We start from the raw sequence: 21,571 nt of genomic DNA, 5'->3' as shown, positions 1-21,571 counted from the left end.
GTCTCAAACAGTTACATTCGTTCCACAAGGGCAGTTACCAGGGCTGCCAGCTTGGGTGCGGCAGCATTCGCTGCTTCCAGCACCTCTTCGTGGGTAATAGGCTCGACGTGGCCGTCGATGCCACCCAGATCGGTGATGACGCTGGTGGCAAATACCCGCATCTGCGCATGTCGGGCCACGATCGTTTCCGGAACGGTGCTCATGCCCACCACGTCGGCGCCCATGCGCGCGAGCCAAACGTATTCGGCTGGGGTTTCAAAAGTAGGACCCGTCAAGCCGGCGTATACACCTGTATGTAATAATAGCCCCTGCTCTTTGGCAATGTTCAGGGCCATTTGGATTAATTTTTTATCATATGGCTCGCTCATGTCCGGGAAACGGATGCCCAGCCTGTCGTCGTTGGCGCCACGGAGCGGATGCTCGGGGAAAAGATTAATATGATCGGCTATCGCCATCAGGTCGCCAATTTTGTATTTGGCGTTCATTCCTCCGCAGGCGTTCGAAAGTATCAGGGTATCGGTGCCCAGCGCCTGGAATACGCGGATGGGGAAGGTGATCTGCCCCATAGAGTAGCCCTCGTAGTAGTGGAACCTGCCGGCCATCATCACTACCTGCTTGCCGGCCAGCGTACCAAATACCATCTTGCCTTCGTGCCCTTCTACGGTAGATTTAGGAAAGTCCGGAATGTCGGTATAGGGGATCTCTGCATCTATTTTCACTGTATCTATCAGCCCGCCGAGGCCGCTGCCTAATATTATAGCTACCTGTGGTTTGATCTTCGTTTTCTCTTGCAGGAATGCCGCTACCGCATGCGACCTTTCGTATAAGCTCATGGTTTAAAAGTAGGGTGAAATCGGCACAATGAAAAACAGGCGATGATAATCAAGGGTTTAGATTTTAGGTTGTTGTCTTTTGTTGTCGATTTTCATGGTGAAACAAGCTCACGTCATTCGAGGTTTGTTGTGATTTGTTGTTGATTTTACGTTTTCGCAAAAACATCAAGGGGTTTGTGTTATCCCAGTTTTGTTGTGATTTGTTGCAGATTTCACGTGTTTGATAGTCCGGCAAGTTTTCATGTACGCACATACCTTTAGCATCTGCTATTTATATAGCAAAAATACGAAAAATAATAAAATTTAGAAAATCAACTATTAGTACCCCGGGTTAGGCACGGCATTTACATCACCTACTTCATAACGCAGCGGTGGCAACTCCACGAAGTGGCGTTGTTCTATGATCTCGATAGCGGCTTTGCGCGTCAGGTGTTGGGCAACCATTTCCTTTATTTGTTTGCCGGCAAAATGCAGGATGTCATTTTTCAGGCGTATCCGGCGCATGCAGCGGGCGATGATGTAGAAAAGGACGGAGGAAACACCAACAAGTCCGTAGACAGCAAGGTTGAAATATTCAATGTTCTGCCAGCCAAGGTCGCTATAACCTTTGCCGGTCCTGATCTCTGCAAGAATGTAAAACGGGTAGATCTTTTGCATGAATACCGCGAATGCGATACTGCCCAAAGCCAAAAGATAACAAAGCACTTCAGCGGTTATGAGCCCTCCCTTGCTAACGAGCCTGACTGCGGCAGGCTGCCTGAGCCGTGTGCCTAGCGGATCGATCAGTTCGATCTGCTTGTAGATCATCTCTTTTTGCTCTTTAAAATCGCGGAGGAGGTCTTCGCTCAGTAGACTCATGTGGTTCGTACTCTTTGGGTTATGTCGAAAGTAGACAATAGCCCAGACATCCGGAACTGCTGTGGAAAACAAAGCCCCTTTTCCACGAAAAGAAAGGGGGCGTTACCTTAAAATGAACAAAACTTATACTTATTCTTTTGCAAACTGTATGCCGAAATCAGGGTTATTTGTCATAATAGTCAAATAATTTCCAGACAATAAGCCGTCATAAATGGTCAAAACCCCTAAGTTTTTCGGAACTTCGCGGTCTCAAAACAGGAAGGTGGGATGTGAAAATGTATAACATGTTCTGCTAAGCCTGCTTTGTCTAACGCAATGAAGTACGAAAAAGAGATCAGCCGCAGGCGGACGTTCGCCATCATTTCTCACCCGGATGCCGGTAAAACCACGCTTACGGAGAAACTGCTGTTATTCGGTGGCGCCATACAGGTGGCCGGCGCGGTAAAGAGCAATAAGATCAAGAAGCACGCCACAAGTGACTTTATGGAAATAGAGCGCCAGCGTGGTATCTCGGTAGCTACCTCGGTAATGAGCTTCGAATACAAGGATGTGCTCATCAACCTGCTGGATACCCCGGGTCACAAGGACTTTGCGGAAGATACCTACCGTACGCTGACGGCCGTGGATAGCGTTATCCTGGTGATCGATAGCGTTAATGGTGTGGAGGAGCAGACACGCAGGCTGATGGAAGTGTGCCGCATGAGGGATACACCGGTTATCGTGTTCGTCAACAAAATGGACCGTGATGGTAAGTACCCGTTCGACCTGCTGGACGAAATAGAAAAAGAACTGAACATATCGCTGCACCCGCTGAGCTGGCCTATAAACATGGGTAAGGAGTTCAAAGGTGTATACAGCCTGTATGACAAAAGCCTGAACCTGTTTACTGCCAGCCAAAAAGCAACGGAAGATAACACGGTTCCCATTCCCAATCTTGCAGACAAGCTGCTGGACGAAAAAGTAGGCGAGCGCGATGCGCAACAGCTGCGCGAAGACGTAGAACTGTTGGAAGGCGTGTATGGTGAACTGGATACCGAAGCTTACCTGGGTGGTAAAGTTGCCCCGGTGTTCTTTGGTTCTGCCGTAAACAACTTTGGTGTAAAGGAACTGCTGGATACGTTCATTCGCATAGCCCCATTGCCGCTAGGCCGCGCTACTGATAAACGTTTTATAGAGCCGACTGAGGATAAGTTTACCGGTTTCATATTTAAGATACACGCCAACCTGGATCCACGCCACCGCGACCGTATCGCGTTCCTGCGCGTATGCTCGGGCAAGTTTGAAAGGAATAAATACTTTCACCATACACGAATAGATAAGGATGTGCGCTTCAGCAACCCTTATTCGTTCCTGGCGCGCGAGAAGGATGTGATCGAAGAGGCATACCCTGGTGACGTGGTAGGTCTGTTTGATACCGGTAACTTTAAGATAGGTGATACGCTGACCGAAGGCGAAATGATGCAGTTCACAGGTATTCCGACCTTCTCGCCAGAGTTGTTTAAAGAATTGGTAAATAAAGACCCGATGAAGACTAAGCAACTGGAGAAAGGTATACGCCAGCTGACGGATGAAGGCGTTGCCCAGCTGTTTACCCAGCACGGTGGCAACCGCAAGATCATTGGTTGTGTGGGTGAACTCCAGTTTGAAGTGATACAATACCGCCTGCTACAAGAATACGGCGCATCTTGTGCTTTCGTGCCTTTGGCATTCTACAAAGCCTGCTGGATAACCGGTGATAAGAAAGCCATCGACGATTTCGTACGCTTTAAGCAAAGCAACGTGATGGAAGATAAGGACGGCAACCTTGTATACCTGGCGCAGAGCGAGTGGTTCCTGAACACAGAAAGGCAGAACAACCCGAAGATCGAATTCCACACTACCAGCGAGTTTAAGACTGCAATGCAGAATTAATAACTGGTTTGTTTTACGATATAGTAAAAGGCTGCGTGAGCAGCCTTTTTTATTGAGGTTCCAAATTTGTAATTTGCTGTATGTACGAGAAAAAGAAACTCTATCGCAAGGCTAACAAGACAGCCCATAATTATTACCATAATATCCCACCCGGCGATTTTGCAGATGAGCGCCACACGAAGGTCATGAAGAATTTTGAAGGCTCATTCCAGTCGATGCACGGCAAAAAAGAACGAGGATATGATTACACGCCTTTATTCAAATTCCTGCTGTCGAAAGTTGGGCAGAAATGGGATGAGGTTTACTCGGAGGCAGTATCACGGCTTGATAAGAAGGATCCTGTTTTCTGGATGGTGACCATGCATCCAAAGGAAAATGAGTGGCCGACGATTTGCATTGACGAAAGCTCGTTCTATTCAAAGTTAACTGTGAATGAAGAGGGGATATTGGTGAAGTATGCGCCCGAGTTTACAATGAAAGATTTGCAAGGGCCAACTTGTAACTGCTGCACTTATACGTTTAATGGTGAGTTATGGAAAGATCCTACTGGGGAATGATGTTGACGGCTGCAACATTTTTGTTTTTAATCATAGTTTATCTTTAGGCAAATTTTATAAATGCCAGCAACCCTATGTATTACCGGTTACGGTTTTGATGTAGACGAATATCTCGCCAAAGCTAATTGGGAAGGCTTAACAGTACATATACGTCACAAAGGCGATAAAAGAGGACATTTCGGTAGACTTGGCGTATTCGAGGATAGTGGTTTTTTTATACAGGTCAGTGAATCGGATTTTGAGGATTTTGAAGGTCAACAGAAGGATGCGATAAACTTTCTTGAAACGTTTAGTAAGAATTTTGAGTTATTGTCTACCTATAATATTGACGCACTGAGTTGCATAGACTTCGGGTTGGAACCTCACCCCGCTGGCAATAGATTCTCAAAGTCGTACGCGATCTCACCTGAACTAGCAAAGCTTACTGGTCAATATGGTTTAGAAATTGTAATAATCAACTACTTTACCTACGGCTATACAAACTTCAAAAAAAGAGCAAGAAGGCGCTGGGGGCTTACGAAGGAAAGAACCCCTGTTCGATATGAATACCGGAGGAAGCGATAACGTGGGGAATTATAGAGTATATTTAACTATGCCGCATTTCCTCGAATACCAGTTTAACGACAGCCCTGAATTCGTCGCTACTTTCGATGAATTGCCTTTATGGAGTGCACCATTTGGTTTGCTGCTGCTGAAGCATGTCGAGCTAAAGTCGAATATGACGGTGCTGGATATTGGTTCAGGTGCAGGTTTCCCATTAATAGAATTGGCACAGCGTCTAGGTAATAGTTCTAAATGCTACGGCATAGACCCCTGGAAAAATGCCAACGAGCGAGCAAAGCAAAAGTTGAGGAATTACGAGGTCGAGAATGTTGAAATTATCGAAGGTTCAGCCGCTGAACTTTCGTTTGAGGATAACAGTGTTGATCTTATTGTTTCCAACCTTGGCATCAACAATTTCGACGATCCGCCAGTGGTGTTCAAAGAGTGTGCACGGGTATTGAAGCCTGGTTGCAAGCTGGTATTGACTACTAATCTAGATGGGCATTGGAAAGAGTTTTACGGAGTGTTTGAACAAACTTTGCGTGAGCTGCAAATGAATACAGCACTCGAAAAGCTGGACGCCCACCAGCGTCACCGTGGCTCTGTGGAATCTATTACAGGTGCTTATTTAATAGCAGGCTTGCGGGTGACGAGATCCTTCGAAGAGAGTTTTGAAATGAGGTTCCTGGATGGCACAGCCATGCTCAATCATTCTTTTGTAAAGCTGGGCTGGTTAGCAGGGTGGAGGGAGATAGTGGACGAAAATGAACACCAAGGCATTTTCGCGGCATTGGAAAAGAACCTGAATGAATATGCGAAATCTAAAGGAGAACTGTTATTAACAGTACCCATGTTATACATAGAAGGAACAAAATAGCTTTAGTTTACCACGGCAATCGCCATACCATCATATTCTTTCAATCCTACCATTTGCAGGATGGTTGCCGTGACTGCTTTGTTTTCTGATAGTGTTTTGTTGAAACGTTGTACACCTTGTACTGCAGCGTCTGAGCTGTTTTCATTAAGTACTTTTCCGTTGCGTACTACATTGTCGGCTACGATGACGGTACCTGGGCGCGACATGCTTAGTGCAAGCTCGAAATATTCAGTGTATGGCGGTTTGTCAGCGTCCATGAATACCATGTCAAAAGTGTGCTTGTTCTCGGTTTTCAATTGCTGAAGGATGTCGATGGCTTTGCCTTGCCTGATCTCGATCTTATCTGTTAAGCCTGCCTTGGCAATGTTGGTTTTGGCGACGGCTATATTGTTCTCATCGTATTCAATGGTGATGACCTTGCCGCCAGCGGGAAGCGCCCTTGCCAGCCAGATGGTACTGTAAGCACCCAGTGTGCCGAGTTCCAAGATGGTTTTGGCGTTGCACATTTTTGCCAGCACTTGCAGCAGTTTTCCCTGGTTGGGCGATATGCCTCCGAGTGGCATGTTTGAATTGCCATCTAACAATGATTGTTCAATACCTGCAAGGGTTTCGTCTTCCGGAGCAAACAAGGAATTGATGTAGTGGTCGGTCTTTTCAAAAATAGAGTTGTCCATAGAGTGAAGTTACTTTACAGCGGAGCCAACCGGCTGTTAAGATTTTGTTTATTAGCCCTTGGTTAAAATCACCCTTTTGGACGTAGCATTGAAATGATCGAAAACGTTTAATTTAGCCCGCTATACACAAATCCAATAATGAAACCAATTCTTTACGGAGCGCTGGCGACAGCCACGCTGCTGGCATCGTGCACAGGCAGCGATAAAAAGGAAACCAAGAAAGAAGACATCGTACTCCTGAACAGGGATACCACAGTTAATCCTGCCGATGACTTCTTTGAATATGCAGTGGCCGGCTGGACCAAGAAGAATCCTATACCAGCAGAGGAATCGAGCTGGGGTATCGCCCACCTGGTGCAGAATGAACTGTATGCCCGCCTGCGCAAGATCAATGAAGACGCTGAAAAGAAGAATGCTAAGTCAGGCACCGACCAGCAGATAGGTGATTTCTGGCACAGCGGTATGGACTCTGCGAACATCAACAAGCAAGGCATTGAGCCGCTACGCGAAGAGATGAATAAGATCAACGCCATGCAAACGCCGAAAGACGTGATGGCTATGGCTGCACGTATGCATACGTACGGTGTGGGCGTGTTTTATGGCGAAGGTGTGAGCCAGGATGCGAAAGCGAGCGATGTAATGGCTTATTACATGTCGCAGGGTGGTATTGGTCTTCCTAACCGGGATTATTATTTCAATACCGACGAGCGTACGACCAAGATCCGAAACGAATATCCTAACTACATTTCCCGTGTGTTCCAGCTGATGGGTGTGGATAGCACTACAGCTAAAACGAAAGCCACGGCGATCGTCGCAATGGAAAAGCAACTGGCGTCGCAGTCGCGCAAGCTGGAAGCCCTGCGTGATCCGTATGCCAATTACAACAAGATGGCCATCTCTGACCTGCAGAAGAAGCTGTCGCCGAATATTGAGTGGCCGTCGTACCTGCAGCAAATGGGCGTGAAACACGTGGATAGCGTGATCATCGGTCAACCGGAGTTTTTCAAACAACTGGATAAAGTTGTAGCGAGCGAAAACATCCAAACGCTGAAGGACTATATGACCTTCCACCTCGTACGTACGTTTGCCAGTTACCTGAGCCAGCCGTTCTTCGACAACCATTTCAACTTCTATAACAAACTGATCCGTGGTGCTGAGCAGCCCCGTCCGCGTTGGAAACGTGTACTGGATGCTGAAGAAGGCGCTATGGGCGAAGCCCTGGGCCAATTGTTTGCCAAAGAATACTTCAACGAAACGGCCAAGAAGCGCTATGAAAACATGGTGGAGAACGTGCGTACTGCTTACAAAGCAAGGATCGAAAAGCTGGATTGGATGACAGACAGCACCAAGCAAAAAGCACTGGTGAAACTGGCTGCCATCACCAAGAAGGTTGGTTATCCTAACAAATGGAAAGATTTCTCTGCGTTGAAAATTGACCGCAATTCGTATGTAATGAATGCGCTTCATGCCAACGAATGGTGGAACAATTACGAAATGAATAAGCTGGGCAAACCGGTGGATCGGGAAGAATGGGAAATGACGCCACAGACCTACAACGCATACTACAACCCGTCGAACAACGAGATCGTGCTGCCTGCAGGTATCTTCACTGTGCCTGGCTATAGGGACGAAGAACTGGATGACGCCCTTGTGTATGGCTATGCGGCAGCTTCTACCATTGGTCACGAGATCACTCACGGCTTTGACGACGAGGGTCGCCAGTTTGATGCAAAGGGCAACCTGCAAAACTGGTGGACAGCGAAAGATGAGGAAGAATTCAAAAAACGTGCGGAAGTGTTGGTGAAACAATTCAACAACATGGTACCGGTAGATACCCAGCACATCAATGGGCGCGCCACGCTGGGCGAGAACCTGGCCGATCTCGGTGGCTTGCTGATAGGGCTGGATGCCTTCAAGCAGACCGAGGCCTATAAAAAAGGCGAAATGATCAATGGTTACACGCCACTGCAGCGTTACTTCCTGGGTTATGCCTTGGGCTGGATGTACCAGATCCGCAAGGAACAACTTGCTAGCCAACTGCTTACGGACGTACACTCACCGGCTAAATTCCGCGTGAACGGCCCGCTGCCGAACATACCGGAGTTCTATGAGGCTTTCAACGTGAAGCCAGGCAATAAGCTGTACCTTCCAGACAGCCTGAGGGTAAGATTGTGGTAAAATTTTTATAATAAGTTGAAGCGCCGGCGTAATTTCGCCGGCGCTTTTATTTTGGCATAGATTTTACACTTCATCTAGAATATCCTCAAGCATATGCACATCCGAAAACTACTTATCGCCAACAGGGGAGAGATCTCCATCCGGATCTCACGCGCAGCAACAGAATTGAACATACCTACAGTTGCTGTTTACACTTACGAAGACCGTTATTCGCTGCACCGCTACAAGGCTGATGAAGCCTACCAGGTGGGCGCGGACAATGAGCCGCTGAAACCTTACCTCGATATTGATGCCCTGATAACCATCGCGAAGGAGTCTGGCGCCAATGCCATTCACCCCGGTTATGGCTTCTTGTCAGAGAATGCAACGTTTGCAAAAAGGTGTGCGGACAACGGTATCATCTTCGTTGGGCCGAGGCCGGATGTAATGTCGGCACTTGGTGATAAGGTAACGGCGAAGGAAGTGGCTAAGAAAGCCGGTATCCCGATCATTGAGAGTAATGAACTACCACTCGATACAGAGGAAGCTGCATTGAGCGAAGCTGCCCGCATCGGTTACCCGCTGATGTTGAAAGCTGCTGCAGGTGGTGGTGGCCGCGGTATGCGCGTAGTGCGAAACGAAGAAGAACTGAAGAAGTCATTCCGTGAGGCAAGGAGTGAAGCAAAAAATGCATTTGGCGACGATACAGTATTCCTTGAGAAGTTTGTAGAGAACCCGAAGCATATAGAAGTGCAGATAGCTGCCGATAATCACGGCAACATTGTTCACTTGTACGAGCGCGATTGCTCGGTACAACGCCGTTTTCAGAAAGTGGTGGAAGTAGCGCCATCGGTAAACCTGCGCAACGAAACACGCGAAAAGCTGTATGAATATGCGGTGAAGATCGCCAGTGCGGTTGATTACAATAACCTTGGTACAGTAGAGTTCCTGGTAGATGCTGCCGGCAATATCTACTTCATAGAAGTAAATCCACGTATACAGGTTGAACACACAGTGACAGAAATGATAACTGGTGTGGACCTGATAAAGACCCAACTGTATGTCGCTTCTGACTATAAACTGTCGGACCCTAAGATCGGTTTGGGAGATCAGAATGCTATCAGGAAGGATGGCTTTGCGATACAGTGTCGCATTACAACCGAGGATCCGATCAACAACTTCAAGCCGGACTATGGTACGCTCGTAACGTATCGTAATGCCACAGGTTTTGGTGTGCGCCTTGATGAAGGCAGCACTTACCCCGGTATGAAGATCAGCCCGTTCTTTGATTCGATGCTGGTGAAGGTGAGTACCTGGGGTAATAACCTTTTCGATGCATCACAGAAGATGCACCGTGCGTTGCGCGAGTTCAGGATACGCGGCGTGAAAAGCAATATCCAGTTCCTCGAGAACCTGATCACGCACGAAGAGTTTTATGCAGGTAAAGCAACAGTTGGTTTTATCCAGGAGCATCCTGAGCTGTTCAATTTTGTGGTGCGCCAGGACAGGGGTACTAAGATGCTGAACTTCCTGGCCGATGTTACTATCAACGGCAACCCCGATGTAAAGGTCAAAGAAGAAAGGACATTTGAAAAACCTGTAGTGCCTGAAGCCATTGGTGTAGAATATACCAAAGGCACCAAAGACCTGTTGACAGAACTTGGTCCTGAGAAATTTAGTGAATGGCTGCGCAACGAAAAGAAGGTACATTATACAGATACAACTTTCCGCGATGCACACCAGTCGCTGCTGGCTACGCGTATGCGCAGTTACGACATGCTGAAGGTAGCTAAACACTTCGCCAAACTGCACCCGCAGACATTCAGCATGGAAGTGTGGGGTGGTGCTACGTTTGATGTATGTATCCGCTTCCTGAGAGAGGATCCCTGGAAGCGCCTGGAAATGCTGCGTGCAGCGATACCCAATATCCTGTTGCAAATGCTGATACGCGGTTGCAACGGTGTTGGTTATGCGGCCTATCCTGACAACCTGATCGAAAAATTTGTAGAGCAATCTTGGGAGAAAGGCGTAGACATTTTCCGGATTTTCGACTCACTGAACTGGATGGAGAATATTGCACCGTGCATCGACATGGTGCGCAAGCGTACTAAAGGTATTGCTGAAGGAGCGCTGTGTTATACGGGTGACATACTCGATCCTAAGCGAACTAAGTACACGCTCGATTATTACCTGCGCCTGGCAAAAGACCTGGAAAATGCAGGCTCGCATATACTAGCTATCAAAGACATGTCGGGCTTGTTGAAGCCCTATGCAGCAAAAGAACTGGTGACTGCATTGAAGGAAACTGTGAAAATACCCGTGCACCTGCATACACATGATACATCGTCGCTGCAACCAGCTACTTACTTGATGGCAATCGAAGCTGGTGTTGACGTGGTAGACTGCGCGATGGGTTCACTAAGTGGGCTTACGTCTCAGCCAAACTTCAATGCCATCGTAGAGATGATGAAGTTTCATCAGCGCGAGAATCAATACGATATCAAATCGCTCAACCAGTTCTCTAATTATTGGGAGGCTGTTCGCGAATATTATTATCCGTTTGAGTCAGGCCTGAAAGCCAGTGCTGCTGAGGTGTTCCGGCATGAGATACCTGGCGGACAGTATTCTAACCTCAAACCACAGGCTGTAGCGCTTGGTCTGGGTGATAAGTTTGAAGCGATCAAAGACATGTACGCTACGGTGAACGATATGTTCGGCGACATAGTAAAAGTAACACCGAGCTCGAAGGTGGTAGGCGACATGGCGCAGTTCATGGTGGCCAATAACCTGACGCGTGAGGACGTTTATGCAAAAGGCGAAAATATCTCGTTCCCTGAATCGGTGCAGGAGTTCTTTATGGGTTCTATCGGTCAACCCGAAGGTGGCCTGCCTAAAGACCTGCAGCAGATCATCCTGAAAGATAAAACGCCGTTTACTGACAGGCCCGGCACGCACTTGCCGCCTGTAGATTTTGAACAGGAGTTGAAAGCGTTCAAACAGAAGTTTGGTGAAGACCTTGGAATCTGCGATTTCCTTTCGTACAAGTTCTACCCGAAAGTATTTGAAGAAGGATTGAACTTCTGGAGGGAATATGGTGATGTGTCTGTAGTGCCAACTCCTCTCTTCCTCTATGGAATGAAAGCTGGACAGGAAACAACCATCGAGATCAGCAAAGGAAAGACGCTGCTGATACGCTTACTGAGCATTGGGCCTGTTGATGATAAAGGGAAACGCACAGTGTTCTTCAAGCTTAATGGCCAGACACGCAATGTGGAGATATCAGATAGGTCAGTGAAAGTAGTGAAAGCGGAGAACCGGAAAGTAGATCAAAGCAATGGCAAGCATATCGGTGCGCCATTGCAGGGAATGCTGTCTAAGCTATTGGTGAAGAAAGACGAACCTGTGAAGAAGAACCAACCACTGTTTGTGATAGAAGCCATGAAAATGGAAACGGTGATAGCTGCGCCTTACGATTGCAACATCCGTGACATCGCGTTAGGCGAAGGCACCCTTGTAAATACTAACGATTTGGTTTTGGAACTTAACTGATAGCGGTCCAGTTGCCGGTAATGGCCTCTAAAGCAGGTTCATTACCGGTAATTTCTGCCAATCTTTCAATCACTCGTTCCACCAAAGCATCAGGACAAGACGCACCTGAAGTTATCATGATCTTCAATGGCCTGTTTGACGGCAGGTAATTTTCTGTTTGCTTTTCGGTGTGCGTGTGTAGGTCGAAGTGACGTATGCTTGTCAATGATTCGAGGCAATGCTCATCCTTAATGAAATAGGTAGGCAGCTTTTCTTCACACAGCTCAACAAGGTGCGATGTATTAGAGCTGTTGTAACCACCGATCACAATAGCGAGGTCAGCTTCTGTTTGAAGCAGGCCTTGTACTGCGCTCTGGTTATCGTTGGTTGCATAGCACAGCGTATCGCGTGTGTCTGCAAAACGCTCTGATATTTTATCGGCAGATAGTTGATAGTGCTGTATCATAACCTGTTTCAGGTAATCGGCGATGCCCTGAGTTTCGCTGGCTAGCATGGTCGTTTGGTTTACCACGCCAATACGTTGAAAATCTTTGGTCACATCGAAGCCTTCAGAGTATTGTCCGGCAAAGTCAGTGTAAAACTGCTCAGCAGGCAATTCACCAGTGATGAATTTGGCCAGGTGTTCGGTCTCCGCCATGTCTTTTACTACCACGGTCGGCGTGTTCGCCTTGCTATGAGAAAAAGTCGCACGGGTTTCTTCGTGTTTGGGTTTGCCATGCACGATGATAGAATACCCCTCGGTACCTATTTTCTCCGCCCTGTTCCATACTTTTTCTACAAACGGGCAGGTGGTTTCGTATTTCGAAGGTTCTATGCCTTTGTCGCGCAGCCTCTTTTCCATCTCCAGCGTAGTACCGAAAGCAGGAATGATCACGATATCATCGGATGTCAGGTCATCCCAGTCCATCAGCATTTTGCCACCGGTGTCCATAATGAACGTCACTCCAAGCGCCTGCAGGTCTGCGTTTACACCGGGGTTGTGTATCATTTCGCTCAGCAGGAAAATGCGTTTGCCCGGGTTCTCGGCTACCGCGCGAAAAGCTATCTCAATGGCGTTTTCCACACCATAACAAAAGCCGAAGTGACGCGCAAGAATGATCTGTAGAGAACCAATCTCCAATACGGTTGGAGAAAAGTCTTTCTTCATCTTGTCGGCCGCTTTGCGTTTTTGCTTGATGGCTGTAACCAGCGTGCTGCGGTAATGAACAGGAACCTCGAATGATTTCATGCGCTGCAAATTTACTGAAACTGCAGCAGCTATATGTAAAAGCTATGTTGTAATTAGAATTTGCTTAATGTGTTATTCTTCATCCTCGCCAAATGCGGTCTGTACTACGCCTGTTTTCAGACCGACTTCCTCCTTTAGGTAGCGGGCGAGGGGAGCGCTGAACCCGTGCGTCACATATACAGTTTCTGCACCTGTTGCCTTTATAGCTTCGAGCAGGCCAGGCCAGTCAGCGTGGTCGCTTAGGGCAAAGCCAGCGTCTGCATTCCTTCTGCGCTGTGCGCCTCGTACCTGCATCCAGCCGCTGCAAATACCTGTGGCCGAAGGCTGCCATTTGCGCAACCATGGATTATTGGTGTCAGAAGAGGGCATAATGATGATGCCCCTTTTTACCTCTTCTTTAGGTGTTTCGGGGCGCAGGTAGGTCACGTCAGGAAATGGCCTGGACTGTTGGATAGCCAGGTTCATATAATAAATGGCACCATGACCATAAAACTTGTGTCCGTATGCTGACAGGGCATGAATCAGCCTTTGCGCCTTGCCAAGGCTATAGGCTGAAAGAACACTGTATCGACCCATTTCCTGGTTGCGGAGCACCCATTGATGTATGTTTTCCATGATCTCCGGCTGCGGACGCCATTGGTAGATAGGAAGTCCAAAAGTGCTTTCAGTAATAAAGGTGTTGCATTTCACCGGCTCAAAAGGTACGGTAACGCCGTCGTCTTCCAGTTTATAGTCACCGGACACTACCCAGACTTCTCCCTTATATTCTACACGCACCTGTGCAGACCCAATAATATGCCCCGCGGGATGAAAGCTGATCTTCACATTATTGATACTGATGGATTGGTTGTAATCAAGGGTTTGTATCTGGGTGTCTTCACCAAGACGTGCCTTTAGGAGATAATAGCTATCGGTGTGTGCCAGGTATAGGCGGCTCCCCCAGCGGGCATGGTCGGAATGTGCGTGGGTAGTAACCGCGCGTTGCACCGGTTTCCATGGATCAATAAAAAAATCACCTTCACGGCAGTACAGTCCTTTGTCCGTGAAGGTGATCAAACCCATAATAATGTCTTTAGTTTCTCACCTTGGTGACCTTAACTTCCATGCCAGCCTTCACCTGCATCAGGCCGGTAACTATTACCGTATCGCCCGCTTCAAGACCTTTGGTCACTTCTACTTTATCGCTTGTTCGCTCTCCAAGTTCCACTGTTAACAACTGTGCTCGGCCCTGTTCAACCACTGCTACTTTCTTGTCACGCGTTGTGGGTATTACAGCGTTAGATGGAATTAGTATCGCACTGTAGTTGCTCTCAAAAGGTATCACAACCTCGGCAAACGAACCAGGCACCAATTTGCCGCTGCTGTTGGGTACCAGGGCCCGAACCTTCACGGTACGCGTGGTTACATCAGCACCTGGCTCTATGGCGCTGATCTTCCCAGACAGGTTACCCAACTGGTTGTTATTCACCGAAAAGAATACACCCTTACCAGTAAATAACAGGCCGCGGTATTTATCAGGAACAGCGAAATCCATTTTTAAAGGATTGGTTTGCTGCAGAGTAGCGATCACTGTTGTAGGAGTTATTACAGCGCCAACGCTTATGTTTCGCAACCCAATGGTTCCATTAAACGGCGCCACGATCCTGGTTGTCCTCAGCTGCGCCTCTGCAAAAGCTATATCAGCATCTATCGACCTGATCTGTGTCTGTGTAGTTTCATATTCCTGCCTGCTGATGCCACCAATGCTCAGCAATTCTTGCTGCCTCTCCAGCAGCTTGACTTGCAACTGTCGTTGTGCTCTCAGTTTCTGTATCTGTGCACGCGTATCTGCATCGTACAATTGCACCAGCGTTTGTCCTTTGCGTACGTGCGCACCTTCTTTGAAAGAAATACTGGTTACCCGGCCGGATATTTCGGGATGTATCTCAATTTCCTCGTTGGGTAAAAGTGTACCGCTTGCTTTATAGTCATTTTGAAATACCTCAGCTTTCACTACATAAACTTCTGCTCGCAGGTTGTTGGGCCGGCCAGCTTGTCCGCGGGCCGTTGTGGTGGTGGTTTCTGTCTTTTTGGATTTACAGGCGGTGACCCCGGACACCAGCAGCAGGGATAGAACTGGTATGAAAATTTTACTTTGGTATACAGGCATTAAGTATGTTTAAGTTAAATTACAGAGTGAGCAAAGATATTGATATCTATGCTTTCGCTTAGGCGCTTTAGTCATTGAAATAGTTTCATGCGGTATAAGAAAAAGTTAATTATTCTCTTTCTCCTTATCCTGTTGCTCACGGCAATTCAGTATACGCTGCCCTATTACCCGGAGATAGTGACCTTTTATGATAAGTACGTTTTCCGGCCTTTCCAGACGTTGAGGAATGTTACGATCGGTCTTATACCGCTCAGTATTGGTGATATCCTGTATATCATTGGCGGCGTATTGGTACTGGTGGCAATAGCACGCTGGCTATTTTTCCTTATCAAGATACGGACGCACACACACGACTTTCTTACATCTATACTTCACAGCATCATTTCGCTGGCTATTTTATATGTGATCTTCGTATTGGGGTGGGGAGGCAATTATTATAAGCCCTCGCTTACAACATACTGGGATCTTGATAAACGTAACGGGGCCTACAACTCTAGTCTTATCAGCTACGATGCGTTTTTGATTCAAAAGTTGAATACTTACGCGCCCGCTTATAGATCACTTACGTTTCGACAAACTGAAAAGAGGGCGCGAGAATACTATAGGCAGTACACGGACAGCAGGACGAAAATGTATGGACTAAATGTGAAGCCATCGATATTTGGCTTTTTTATGCAGCACCTCGGCATACAGGGTTACTACAATCCGTTTACCGGTGAGGCACAGGTGAACAGTTTTCTGCCATCTTTCATGTTGCCTTTTGTCATAACGCACGAAATGGCACATCAATCGGGAATAGCAGCTGAAGACGATGCAAACCTGCTGGCGTATGTATTGAGTACTACTACCAAAGACAGTTCATTCAACTATTCTGCTTACCTGAATGTGTGGCTGTATACTCATGCGCGTGTAAGAGCAGTGGACACACACATGGCCAACACTTTTAAAAAGCAGCTTAATCCCATTACAAAATCGCACCTCGATACCCTGCGTGCCATCAGGCGCAAGTTTGATAGCGGCGTAAATGATTACAGCAGTTTCCTGTATGATGAATACCTAAAACTTCACAACCAGAAAGAAGGAATAGAGACCTACGACAAAGTATCGATAAGCGCATGGGCTTGGGAACGCCAGCGCGATTCAATGTCGACAAAGCTCATCAGGCTGCCCTAGCCGCGGTATTCTCCCCACACTTCACGCAGCGTGTTAGATATCTCTCCGAGCGTACAAAGATTTTCCACTGCTTCTATTACCACAGGCATCAGGTTGGCTGTTGTTTTGGCCCTTTGACGGATTGCGTCGAGGGAAGCAGCGGCTTTTGCATTATCTCTACGTTCACGCAGCGAACGCAATTTTTCCATTTGTACGTGGCGGATAGAATCATCGATCTTCAGCACAGGGGTCTGGCCTTCTTCTTTGGCGATGAATTTGTTTACGCCAACAATGATCTTTTCACCGGTCTCGATCTCACGGTTGTATTGGTAAGCAGCGCGGGCGATCTCGTCCTGGATGAAACCTTGCTCTATAGCCTTAACAGCACCACCCATTACATCGATCTTGTCGATCAGCTTCCATGCTGCCGCTTCTATTTCGTTGGTCAGGTTCTCTACATAATAAGAACCAGCCAGGGGATCTACCGTGTGTGTAGCGCCACTTTCAAAAGCCACGATCTGCTGTGTACGTAATGCAATAGTTGCAGCTTCTTCAGTAGGCAATGACAATGCCTCGTCGTAGCCGTTGGTATGTAGTGACTGTGTACCGCCAAGTACCGCACTCAGCGCTTGCAGGGTAACACGAACGATGTTGTTTTTAGGCTGCTGCGCTGTTAATGTGCTTCCGCCGGTTTGTGTATGGAAGCGAAGCATTTGCGCTTTTGTGTCAGTAGCACCTAATGAGCGGGTAATGTGCGCCCACATGCGGCGGGCTGCGCGGAACTTCGCGGCTTCTTCGAAAATGTTGTTATGCGCATTGAAGAAGAAAGAAAGGCGCTGTGCAAATACATTGATATCAAGGCCTTTTTCTATAGCTGCCTGCAGATATGCTTTACCATTTGCAAGTGTAAATGCCAGCTCCTGAACGGCATCAGAACCCGCTTCGCGTATATGGTAACCGGAAATAGAAATGGTATTCCACTTCGGTACCTCTTTGCTGCAATATTCAAATATATCGGTGATCAGGCGCATTGATGGCCCCGGAGGATAGATATACGTGCCCCTTGCAGCATATTCTTTAAGGATATCGTTCTGGATGGTGCCTGATATCTTGCGGATATCTGCGCCTTGTTTTTTAGCGAGTGCGATATAGAAAGAAAGCAGGATGAACGCCGTGGCGTTGATGGTCATGGAGGTGGAAATGTCCTGCAGCTTGATGTCTTTGAACAGTATCTCCATGTCCTCGAGCGAGTCGATAGCGACGCCTACTTTACCCACTTCGCCTTCAGACATTTCGTGGTCTGAATCGTACCCGATCTGCGTAGGCAGGTCGAAAGCAACTGATAAACCCATTACACCCTGGCTCAGCAGGTAGTGATACCTTTTATTAGATTCCTCAGCGGTGCTGAAACCGGCGTATTGACGCATGGTCCAAAGCCTGTCGCGATACATAGCGGCATGCACGCCACGGGTAAAGGGAAATTCACCCGGTTTTTCGTTCATGGTTACGGGCTGGTCGTACAGTTGTTTTATTTCGATACCTGCGTCGGTAATAAACTTTTTATCGCTCACTGCTAATATTTTTAATTGGGAGATTACTTGCCGTTGTAAGACAGCATGCGCTTTGCCTCATCGTTGATGACATCGATCGCCATTTCTGTTGGCAATGTTTCTGTGGTCAGCACAAAATCAACAATACGCTGGTGCAGCTCTTTGGCGGGTGCATCGGGTGGCAATGCCTTGGCGATCTGGTTGATCATATTTATCTCCTGTTCTTTAACACCTTTTACCGTGTCCCACACTTGTTTGGAAACATATATTTGCTGCGACAGGTTGTGTTCAAATTCCGTTTTTATATTGAATATCAAGGTTTGCTGCAGATCATTTACCGTCATCCCAGATTGGTAAATGCGTGGGATGATCTGGCGCGGATGAATACGCTCAATAAAGAGAACCAGCCTTTCATAAGCCTGCAGTCTCAAACGCATGGTGGTTTCCTGGCCCTCATGGAAAAGTGCGATCTGTTTGCGCGTGATCTCCGAAACCAGGAATCGTTTAACGATCAAATAGCTGCTGATCAAAACGATAAGCGCAGGAATGGTGTATTTAAGAATCTCTAATGCGGTAACCATATTAGTCAATTGGTCCGCAAAATAAGCGATTTTCAGCCTGATTGTTACGCCAGTTATATCTGGAAATGCTTTAGATAGCTTCTGGGGTCTATTCTATATGGTCGCTTGTAGCTGTCGTTTTAAGAGCCAGACAGCGTGAAATATCAAGGTTCATATGGCATAGTTTTTTAACGCCAGCAGTAAACCATCTAAATACTTTTTTATGCAAAATCAGGAAAACACTGTAGAAATACTGAATGATCTGGTGAAAGTTAACAATGACAGGATAGCCGGTTACGAACGCGCGATAAGAGAGGCCAAAGACCTTGATGTAGACCTGAAAGCAACATTTGAAGGAATGGTACGCGAAAGCGAAGAATACAGGCAGGAGTTGGAGGGCAAGGTGCACGAGTGTGGCGGCGAAGTAGAACGCGGCACCACCACTTCGGGTAAAATTTACCGCGCCTGGATGGATGTGAAGGCTACGTTTACCGGCAGTGACAGGAAAGCCATCCTGTCCTCATGTGAATTTGGTGAAGATGCGGCACTTCGTGCTTACGAATCGGCCATGCATGCAGAAAATGAATTGAGCCCCGATGTCAGGAGTCTGATCTCTGACCAGCACAGTTCGCTCAGAACATCTCATGACCTGATAAAAAAATACAGGGATGCGCAAAGCGCAATGGACCGATAAAATCGTTACAATCAATCTTTAACCAAAATTGCCAAAATACCACATGAAAAAAATCCTCCTGGCGAGCAGCCTGGCTATGGCCGGTGCATTATTCCTTGCTTCCTGCGACAGTTCAACCTCTGAAAAAATAGAAGAGAAAGCCGATACCATCGGAAGCAAGATTGACGCTGCTGTTGACAATATGGGCAACCGCTTAGACAGCATGAATAAACATGATGCAGAAGACGATGCAGACTTTGTTAAGGATGCAATGAAATCGAACACGATGGAACTGCATATGCTTGCCGACGGTAAATCCAAAGGCACTGATGCAGAGCTGAAAAGTGCTGCCAAAAAGATGGAAGCAGACCATAAAAAGCTCGGAGCAGATCTAAAAGCTTATGCTGCAAAAAAGAACATTGCGGCGGACACTGCGGATATGGATCATGCCAGTCACGATGACGCCAAGGGTGCCGACTGGGATAAAAAATGGGCAAACGATATGGTCGATGATCATGAGCACGATATCAAAAAGTTTGAGGACGTAGAAAAAGAAACGCAGGATGCTGAGCTTAAGGCTATGGTCAGCAAAGCTCTTCCTGTTCTTCGCGAACACCTGGAAACTTCTAAAAAATTGCAACAAAAATTCAACAAATAACTTAAGATCGGGGGTCTGGTAATAGAGCAAGGGTCGGATACGCTAGTACCGGCCCTTCGCTATTATAGCTAATGCTATTATTTTTATTGCATTGATAATTAGTTCATTGTGCGATGCGGCTGTGGATGCTTTTCTACATTTCGCGTTATAGCTGTGTTTGAAAAGTGTTAAGTAAAGATCAAGGTGCAAACTCTACCATATATATTCCATTAGTCTTCAGTATGGAAAAGAGGGTGTAAATAATTATGATGTAAATGCCGGGATTGGCAGAGATTTTTCTATAGTAAGGGTAATTAAAACTGAGAGTTATGCGTTCTCAACAATATAATGAAGCTAACGATAAGGCTACGGAAATGAACACGCTTACCGCTTGTGTAAACAAAGTGGTAAAGGATGGTTACATCGACAGCTTCAAAGTGACCAGCCGTGGATTGTACTCTTGTTCTACTGATAAATATTTCGCACCGGGACAGGTGAAGATCGTCAACTTCTACCGTTTTGAGGGCGAATCTGATCCTGCGGATATGTCGATCCTGTACGTTATAGAATCTGCATCAGGCGAAAAGGGCACGTTGGTCGATGCATACGGACCTTATGCTGACGAGAATGTCAGCAAGTTTATGCGTGAGATTGAAGAAGTAAACAAGAAAGAAGTGCATAGTGATAGCGCTCAAAAAGAAGAACAAAAGCCAGATATCAAATAGCTATAAGACGAATTGAACTAAGGCAGCCAAACGGCTGCCTTTTTTGTATGGAACAAATTTTACGGTGAGAATAGAAATGTTTCACCGATGTCCGACAAAAAGCAAACCGATATCAAAATAGCCCGCAAAAAAGAATTCCAACACCACCTGGATCAACCGGCTATAAGGAGCTATTACAAGGGAACCGGCAAGCTGAAAGGTAAAGTAGCCATCATTACCGGCGGCGACAGCGGTATAGGACGATCGGTTGCAGTGCACTATGCCCGGGAAGGTGCGGATGTTGCGATAGTGTATTTGAAAAGCGACGATGACGCAAGGGAAACCCAGCAAATGGTAGAAAAGGAGGGTCAGCAATGCCTTCTTTTCAAAGGGGATATAAGTGATGAAGGGTTTTGCAAAGAGGTAGTAGCGATGACCCATAAAGAACTGAGTCGATTGGATATTCTCGTAAACAATGCCGGTACGCATGAAGACGATGAGGATCTGAGAAACATAGAGACATCGCAGTTGGTGCGCACATTTGAAGTGAATATTTTTTCTTTCTTCTACTTTACCCAGGCGGCTCTTGAAGTGATGAAAGCCGATAGTATTATCATCAACACCACATCTGTCACGGCGTACCGCGGCAGCGAGCATCTTATCGACTATGCATCTACAAAAGGCGCTATAGTTTCATTTACCCGCTCACTGGCAAAAAATCTTGCGCCGAAAAAGATCCGCGTTAATGGTGTAGCCCCCGGTCCTGTATGGACGCCGCTTGTTGTATACAGTTTCGACAAAGAGCATCTCGAGAAGTTTGGAGAGGACACACCTATGGGTAGGGCAGGCTATCCTTGCGAGATCGCGCCGGCCTATGTCTACCTTGCTTCAGAAGACAGCTCTTACATGACAGGTCAAATCCTCCACATCAACGGTGGCGACGTGGTAGGTGGCTAATA

Annotated in this window: 19 protein-coding genes; 11 read left to right on the top strand and 8 right to left on the bottom strand. The window is 47.0% G+C overall.

Annotated elements, in window-relative coordinates; genetic code table 11:
* Positions 1–11 precede the first annotated feature (11 nt).
* Both P2W83_RS02115 and P2W83_RS02110 read right to left on the bottom strand, forming a co-directional pair.
* The gene (locus tag P2W83_RS02115) at positions 12–833 is read right to left on the bottom strand and encodes a purine-nucleoside phosphorylase (protein WP_276132032.1); all 822 of its coding nucleotides are present in this window, start codon (positions 831–833) and stop codon (positions 12–14) included.
* Between the two features lie 318 nt (positions 834–1,151).
* On the bottom strand, positions 1,152–1,691 hold the full coding sequence (locus P2W83_RS02110; RefSeq protein ID WP_276132031.1) for a hypothetical protein: 540 nt from the start codon (positions 1,689–1,691) through the stop codon (positions 1,152–1,154).
* A 315-nt stretch (positions 1,692–2,006) separates the two neighbouring features.
* Between P2W83_RS02110 and P2W83_RS02105 the strand changes: the two genes are divergently transcribed.
* The 4 genes from P2W83_RS02105 to P2W83_RS02090 all read left to right on the top strand — a co-directional run bounded on the left by P2W83_RS02105 (position 2,007) and on the right by P2W83_RS02090 (position 5,579).
* Positions 2,007–3,602, top strand: a complete 1,596-nt coding sequence (locus P2W83_RS02105) for a peptide chain release factor 3 (protein ID WP_276132030.1) — start codon at positions 2,007–2,009, stop codon at positions 3,600–3,602.
* An 80-nt stretch (positions 3,603–3,682) separates the two neighbouring features.
* Positions 3,683–4,159 carry a hypothetical protein gene (locus P2W83_RS02100; protein ID WP_276132029.1) on the top strand — a complete coding sequence of 159 codons (477 nt, stop codon included), beginning with the start codon at positions 3,683–3,685 and terminating at the stop codon, positions 4,157–4,159.
* 60 nt (positions 4,160–4,219) lie between these two features.
* A complete protein-coding gene (locus tag P2W83_RS02095; RefSeq protein ID WP_276132028.1) occupies positions 4,220–4,723 on the top strand; it encodes a hypothetical protein in 504 nt (167 codons plus the stop codon).
* Positions 4,724–4,751: 28 nt separating this feature from the next.
* Entirely contained in the window at positions 4,752–5,579 is an 828-nt protein-coding gene (locus tag P2W83_RS02090) for a class I SAM-dependent methyltransferase (RefSeq protein ID WP_276132027.1), read from the top strand.
* 2 nt (positions 5,580–5,581) lie between these two features.
* On the opposite strand, the gene P2W83_RS02085 is transcribed toward P2W83_RS02090, so the two are convergent.
* Positions 5,582–6,253, bottom strand: coding sequence for an O-methyltransferase (locus P2W83_RS02085; protein ID WP_276132026.1), 672 nt, complete (start codon positions 6,251–6,253; stop codon positions 5,582–5,584).
* 138 nt (positions 6,254–6,391) lie between these two features.
* Here P2W83_RS02085 and P2W83_RS02080 point away from each other — a divergent pair, with 138 nt between their 5' ends.
* Positions 6,392–8,431 (top strand): M13 family metallopeptidase, encoded by a 2,040-nt coding sequence (locus tag P2W83_RS02080; protein ID WP_276132025.1) that lies wholly within the window; start codon positions 6,392–6,394, stop codon positions 8,429–8,431.
* Between the two features lie 93 nt (positions 8,432–8,524).
* Positions 8,525–11,959 carry a pyruvate carboxylase gene (locus tag P2W83_RS02075; RefSeq protein WP_276132024.1) on the top strand — a complete coding sequence of 1,145 codons (3,435 nt, stop codon included), beginning with the start codon at positions 8,525–8,527 and terminating at the stop codon, positions 11,957–11,959.
* Here P2W83_RS02075 and P2W83_RS02070 read toward each other — a convergent pair.
* From P2W83_RS02070 to P2W83_RS02060, 3 genes are all read right to left on the bottom strand, one after another.
* A complete protein-coding gene (locus P2W83_RS02070; RefSeq protein ID WP_276132022.1) occupies positions 11,952–13,187 on the bottom strand; it encodes a 4-hydroxy-3-methylbut-2-enyl diphosphate reductase in 1,236 nt (411 codons plus the stop codon). The two genes, P2W83_RS02075 and P2W83_RS02070, sit on opposite strands and share 8 nt — an antisense overlap.
* Before the next feature lie 72 nt (positions 13,188–13,259).
* Positions 13,260–14,249 carry a ligase-associated DNA damage response exonuclease gene (locus P2W83_RS02065; RefSeq protein ID WP_276132021.1) on the bottom strand — a complete coding sequence of 330 codons (990 nt, stop codon included), beginning with the start codon at positions 14,247–14,249 and terminating at the stop codon, positions 13,260–13,262.
* Between the two features lie 10 nt (positions 14,250–14,259).
* Positions 14,260–15,336, bottom strand: a complete 1,077-nt coding sequence (locus P2W83_RS02060; RefSeq protein ID WP_276132020.1) for an efflux RND transporter periplasmic adaptor subunit — start codon at positions 15,334–15,336, stop codon at positions 14,260–14,262.
* Between the two features lie 87 nt (positions 15,337–15,423).
* On the opposite strand from P2W83_RS02060, the gene P2W83_RS02055 reads away from it, so the two are divergent.
* A complete protein-coding gene (locus P2W83_RS02055; RefSeq protein WP_276132019.1) occupies positions 15,424–16,509 on the top strand; it encodes a DUF3810 domain-containing protein in 1,086 nt (361 codons plus the stop codon).
* On the opposite strand, the gene P2W83_RS02050 is transcribed toward P2W83_RS02055, so the two are convergent.
* Positions 16,506–18,059: an acyl-CoA mutase large subunit family protein gene (locus P2W83_RS02050; RefSeq protein ID WP_276132018.1), complete on the bottom strand. Its 1,554-nt coding sequence runs from the start codon at positions 18,057–18,059 to the stop codon at positions 16,506–16,508. The two genes, P2W83_RS02055 and P2W83_RS02050, sit on opposite strands and share 4 nt — an antisense overlap.
* Positions 18,060–18,082: 23 nt before the next feature.
* Positions 18,083–18,619 carry a DUF7935 family protein gene (locus P2W83_RS02045; protein ID WP_276132017.1) on the bottom strand — a complete coding sequence of 179 codons (537 nt, stop codon included), beginning with the start codon at positions 18,617–18,619 and terminating at the stop codon, positions 18,083–18,085.
* Between the two features lie 202 nt (positions 18,620–18,821).
* Between P2W83_RS02045 and P2W83_RS02040 the strand changes: the two genes are divergently transcribed.
* The 4 genes from P2W83_RS02040 (at position 18,822) to P2W83_RS02025 (ending at position 21,569) form a co-directional block, all read left to right on the top strand.
* Positions 18,822–19,292 carry a ferritin-like domain-containing protein gene (locus P2W83_RS02040; RefSeq protein ID WP_276132016.1) on the top strand — a complete coding sequence of 157 codons (471 nt, stop codon included), beginning with the start codon at positions 18,822–18,824 and terminating at the stop codon, positions 19,290–19,292.
* Between the two features lie 43 nt (positions 19,293–19,335).
* Positions 19,336–19,929, top strand: coding sequence for a DUF4142 domain-containing protein (locus P2W83_RS02035; protein WP_276132015.1), 594 nt, complete (start codon positions 19,336–19,338; stop codon positions 19,927–19,929).
* A 308-nt stretch (positions 19,930–20,237) separates the two neighbouring features.
* Entirely contained in the window at positions 20,238–20,633 is a 396-nt protein-coding gene (locus tag P2W83_RS02030; RefSeq protein WP_276132014.1) for a hypothetical protein, read from the top strand.
* Between the two features lie 87 nt (positions 20,634–20,720).
* Complete coding sequence (locus P2W83_RS02025; protein WP_276132013.1) at positions 20,721–21,569, top strand: glucose 1-dehydrogenase; 849 nt, start codon at positions 20,721–20,723, stop codon at positions 21,567–21,569.
* Positions 21,570–21,571: the final 2 nt, after the last annotated feature.

The organism is Polluticoccus soli (assembly GCF_029269745.1).
GTDB classification, from domain to species: domain Bacteria; phylum Bacteroidota; class Bacteroidia; order Chitinophagales; family Chitinophagaceae; genus Polluticoccus; species Polluticoccus soli.
The sequence above is the reverse complement of the archived record's forward strand: the minus strand, read 5'-3'. Positions and strand labels throughout refer to the sequence as shown.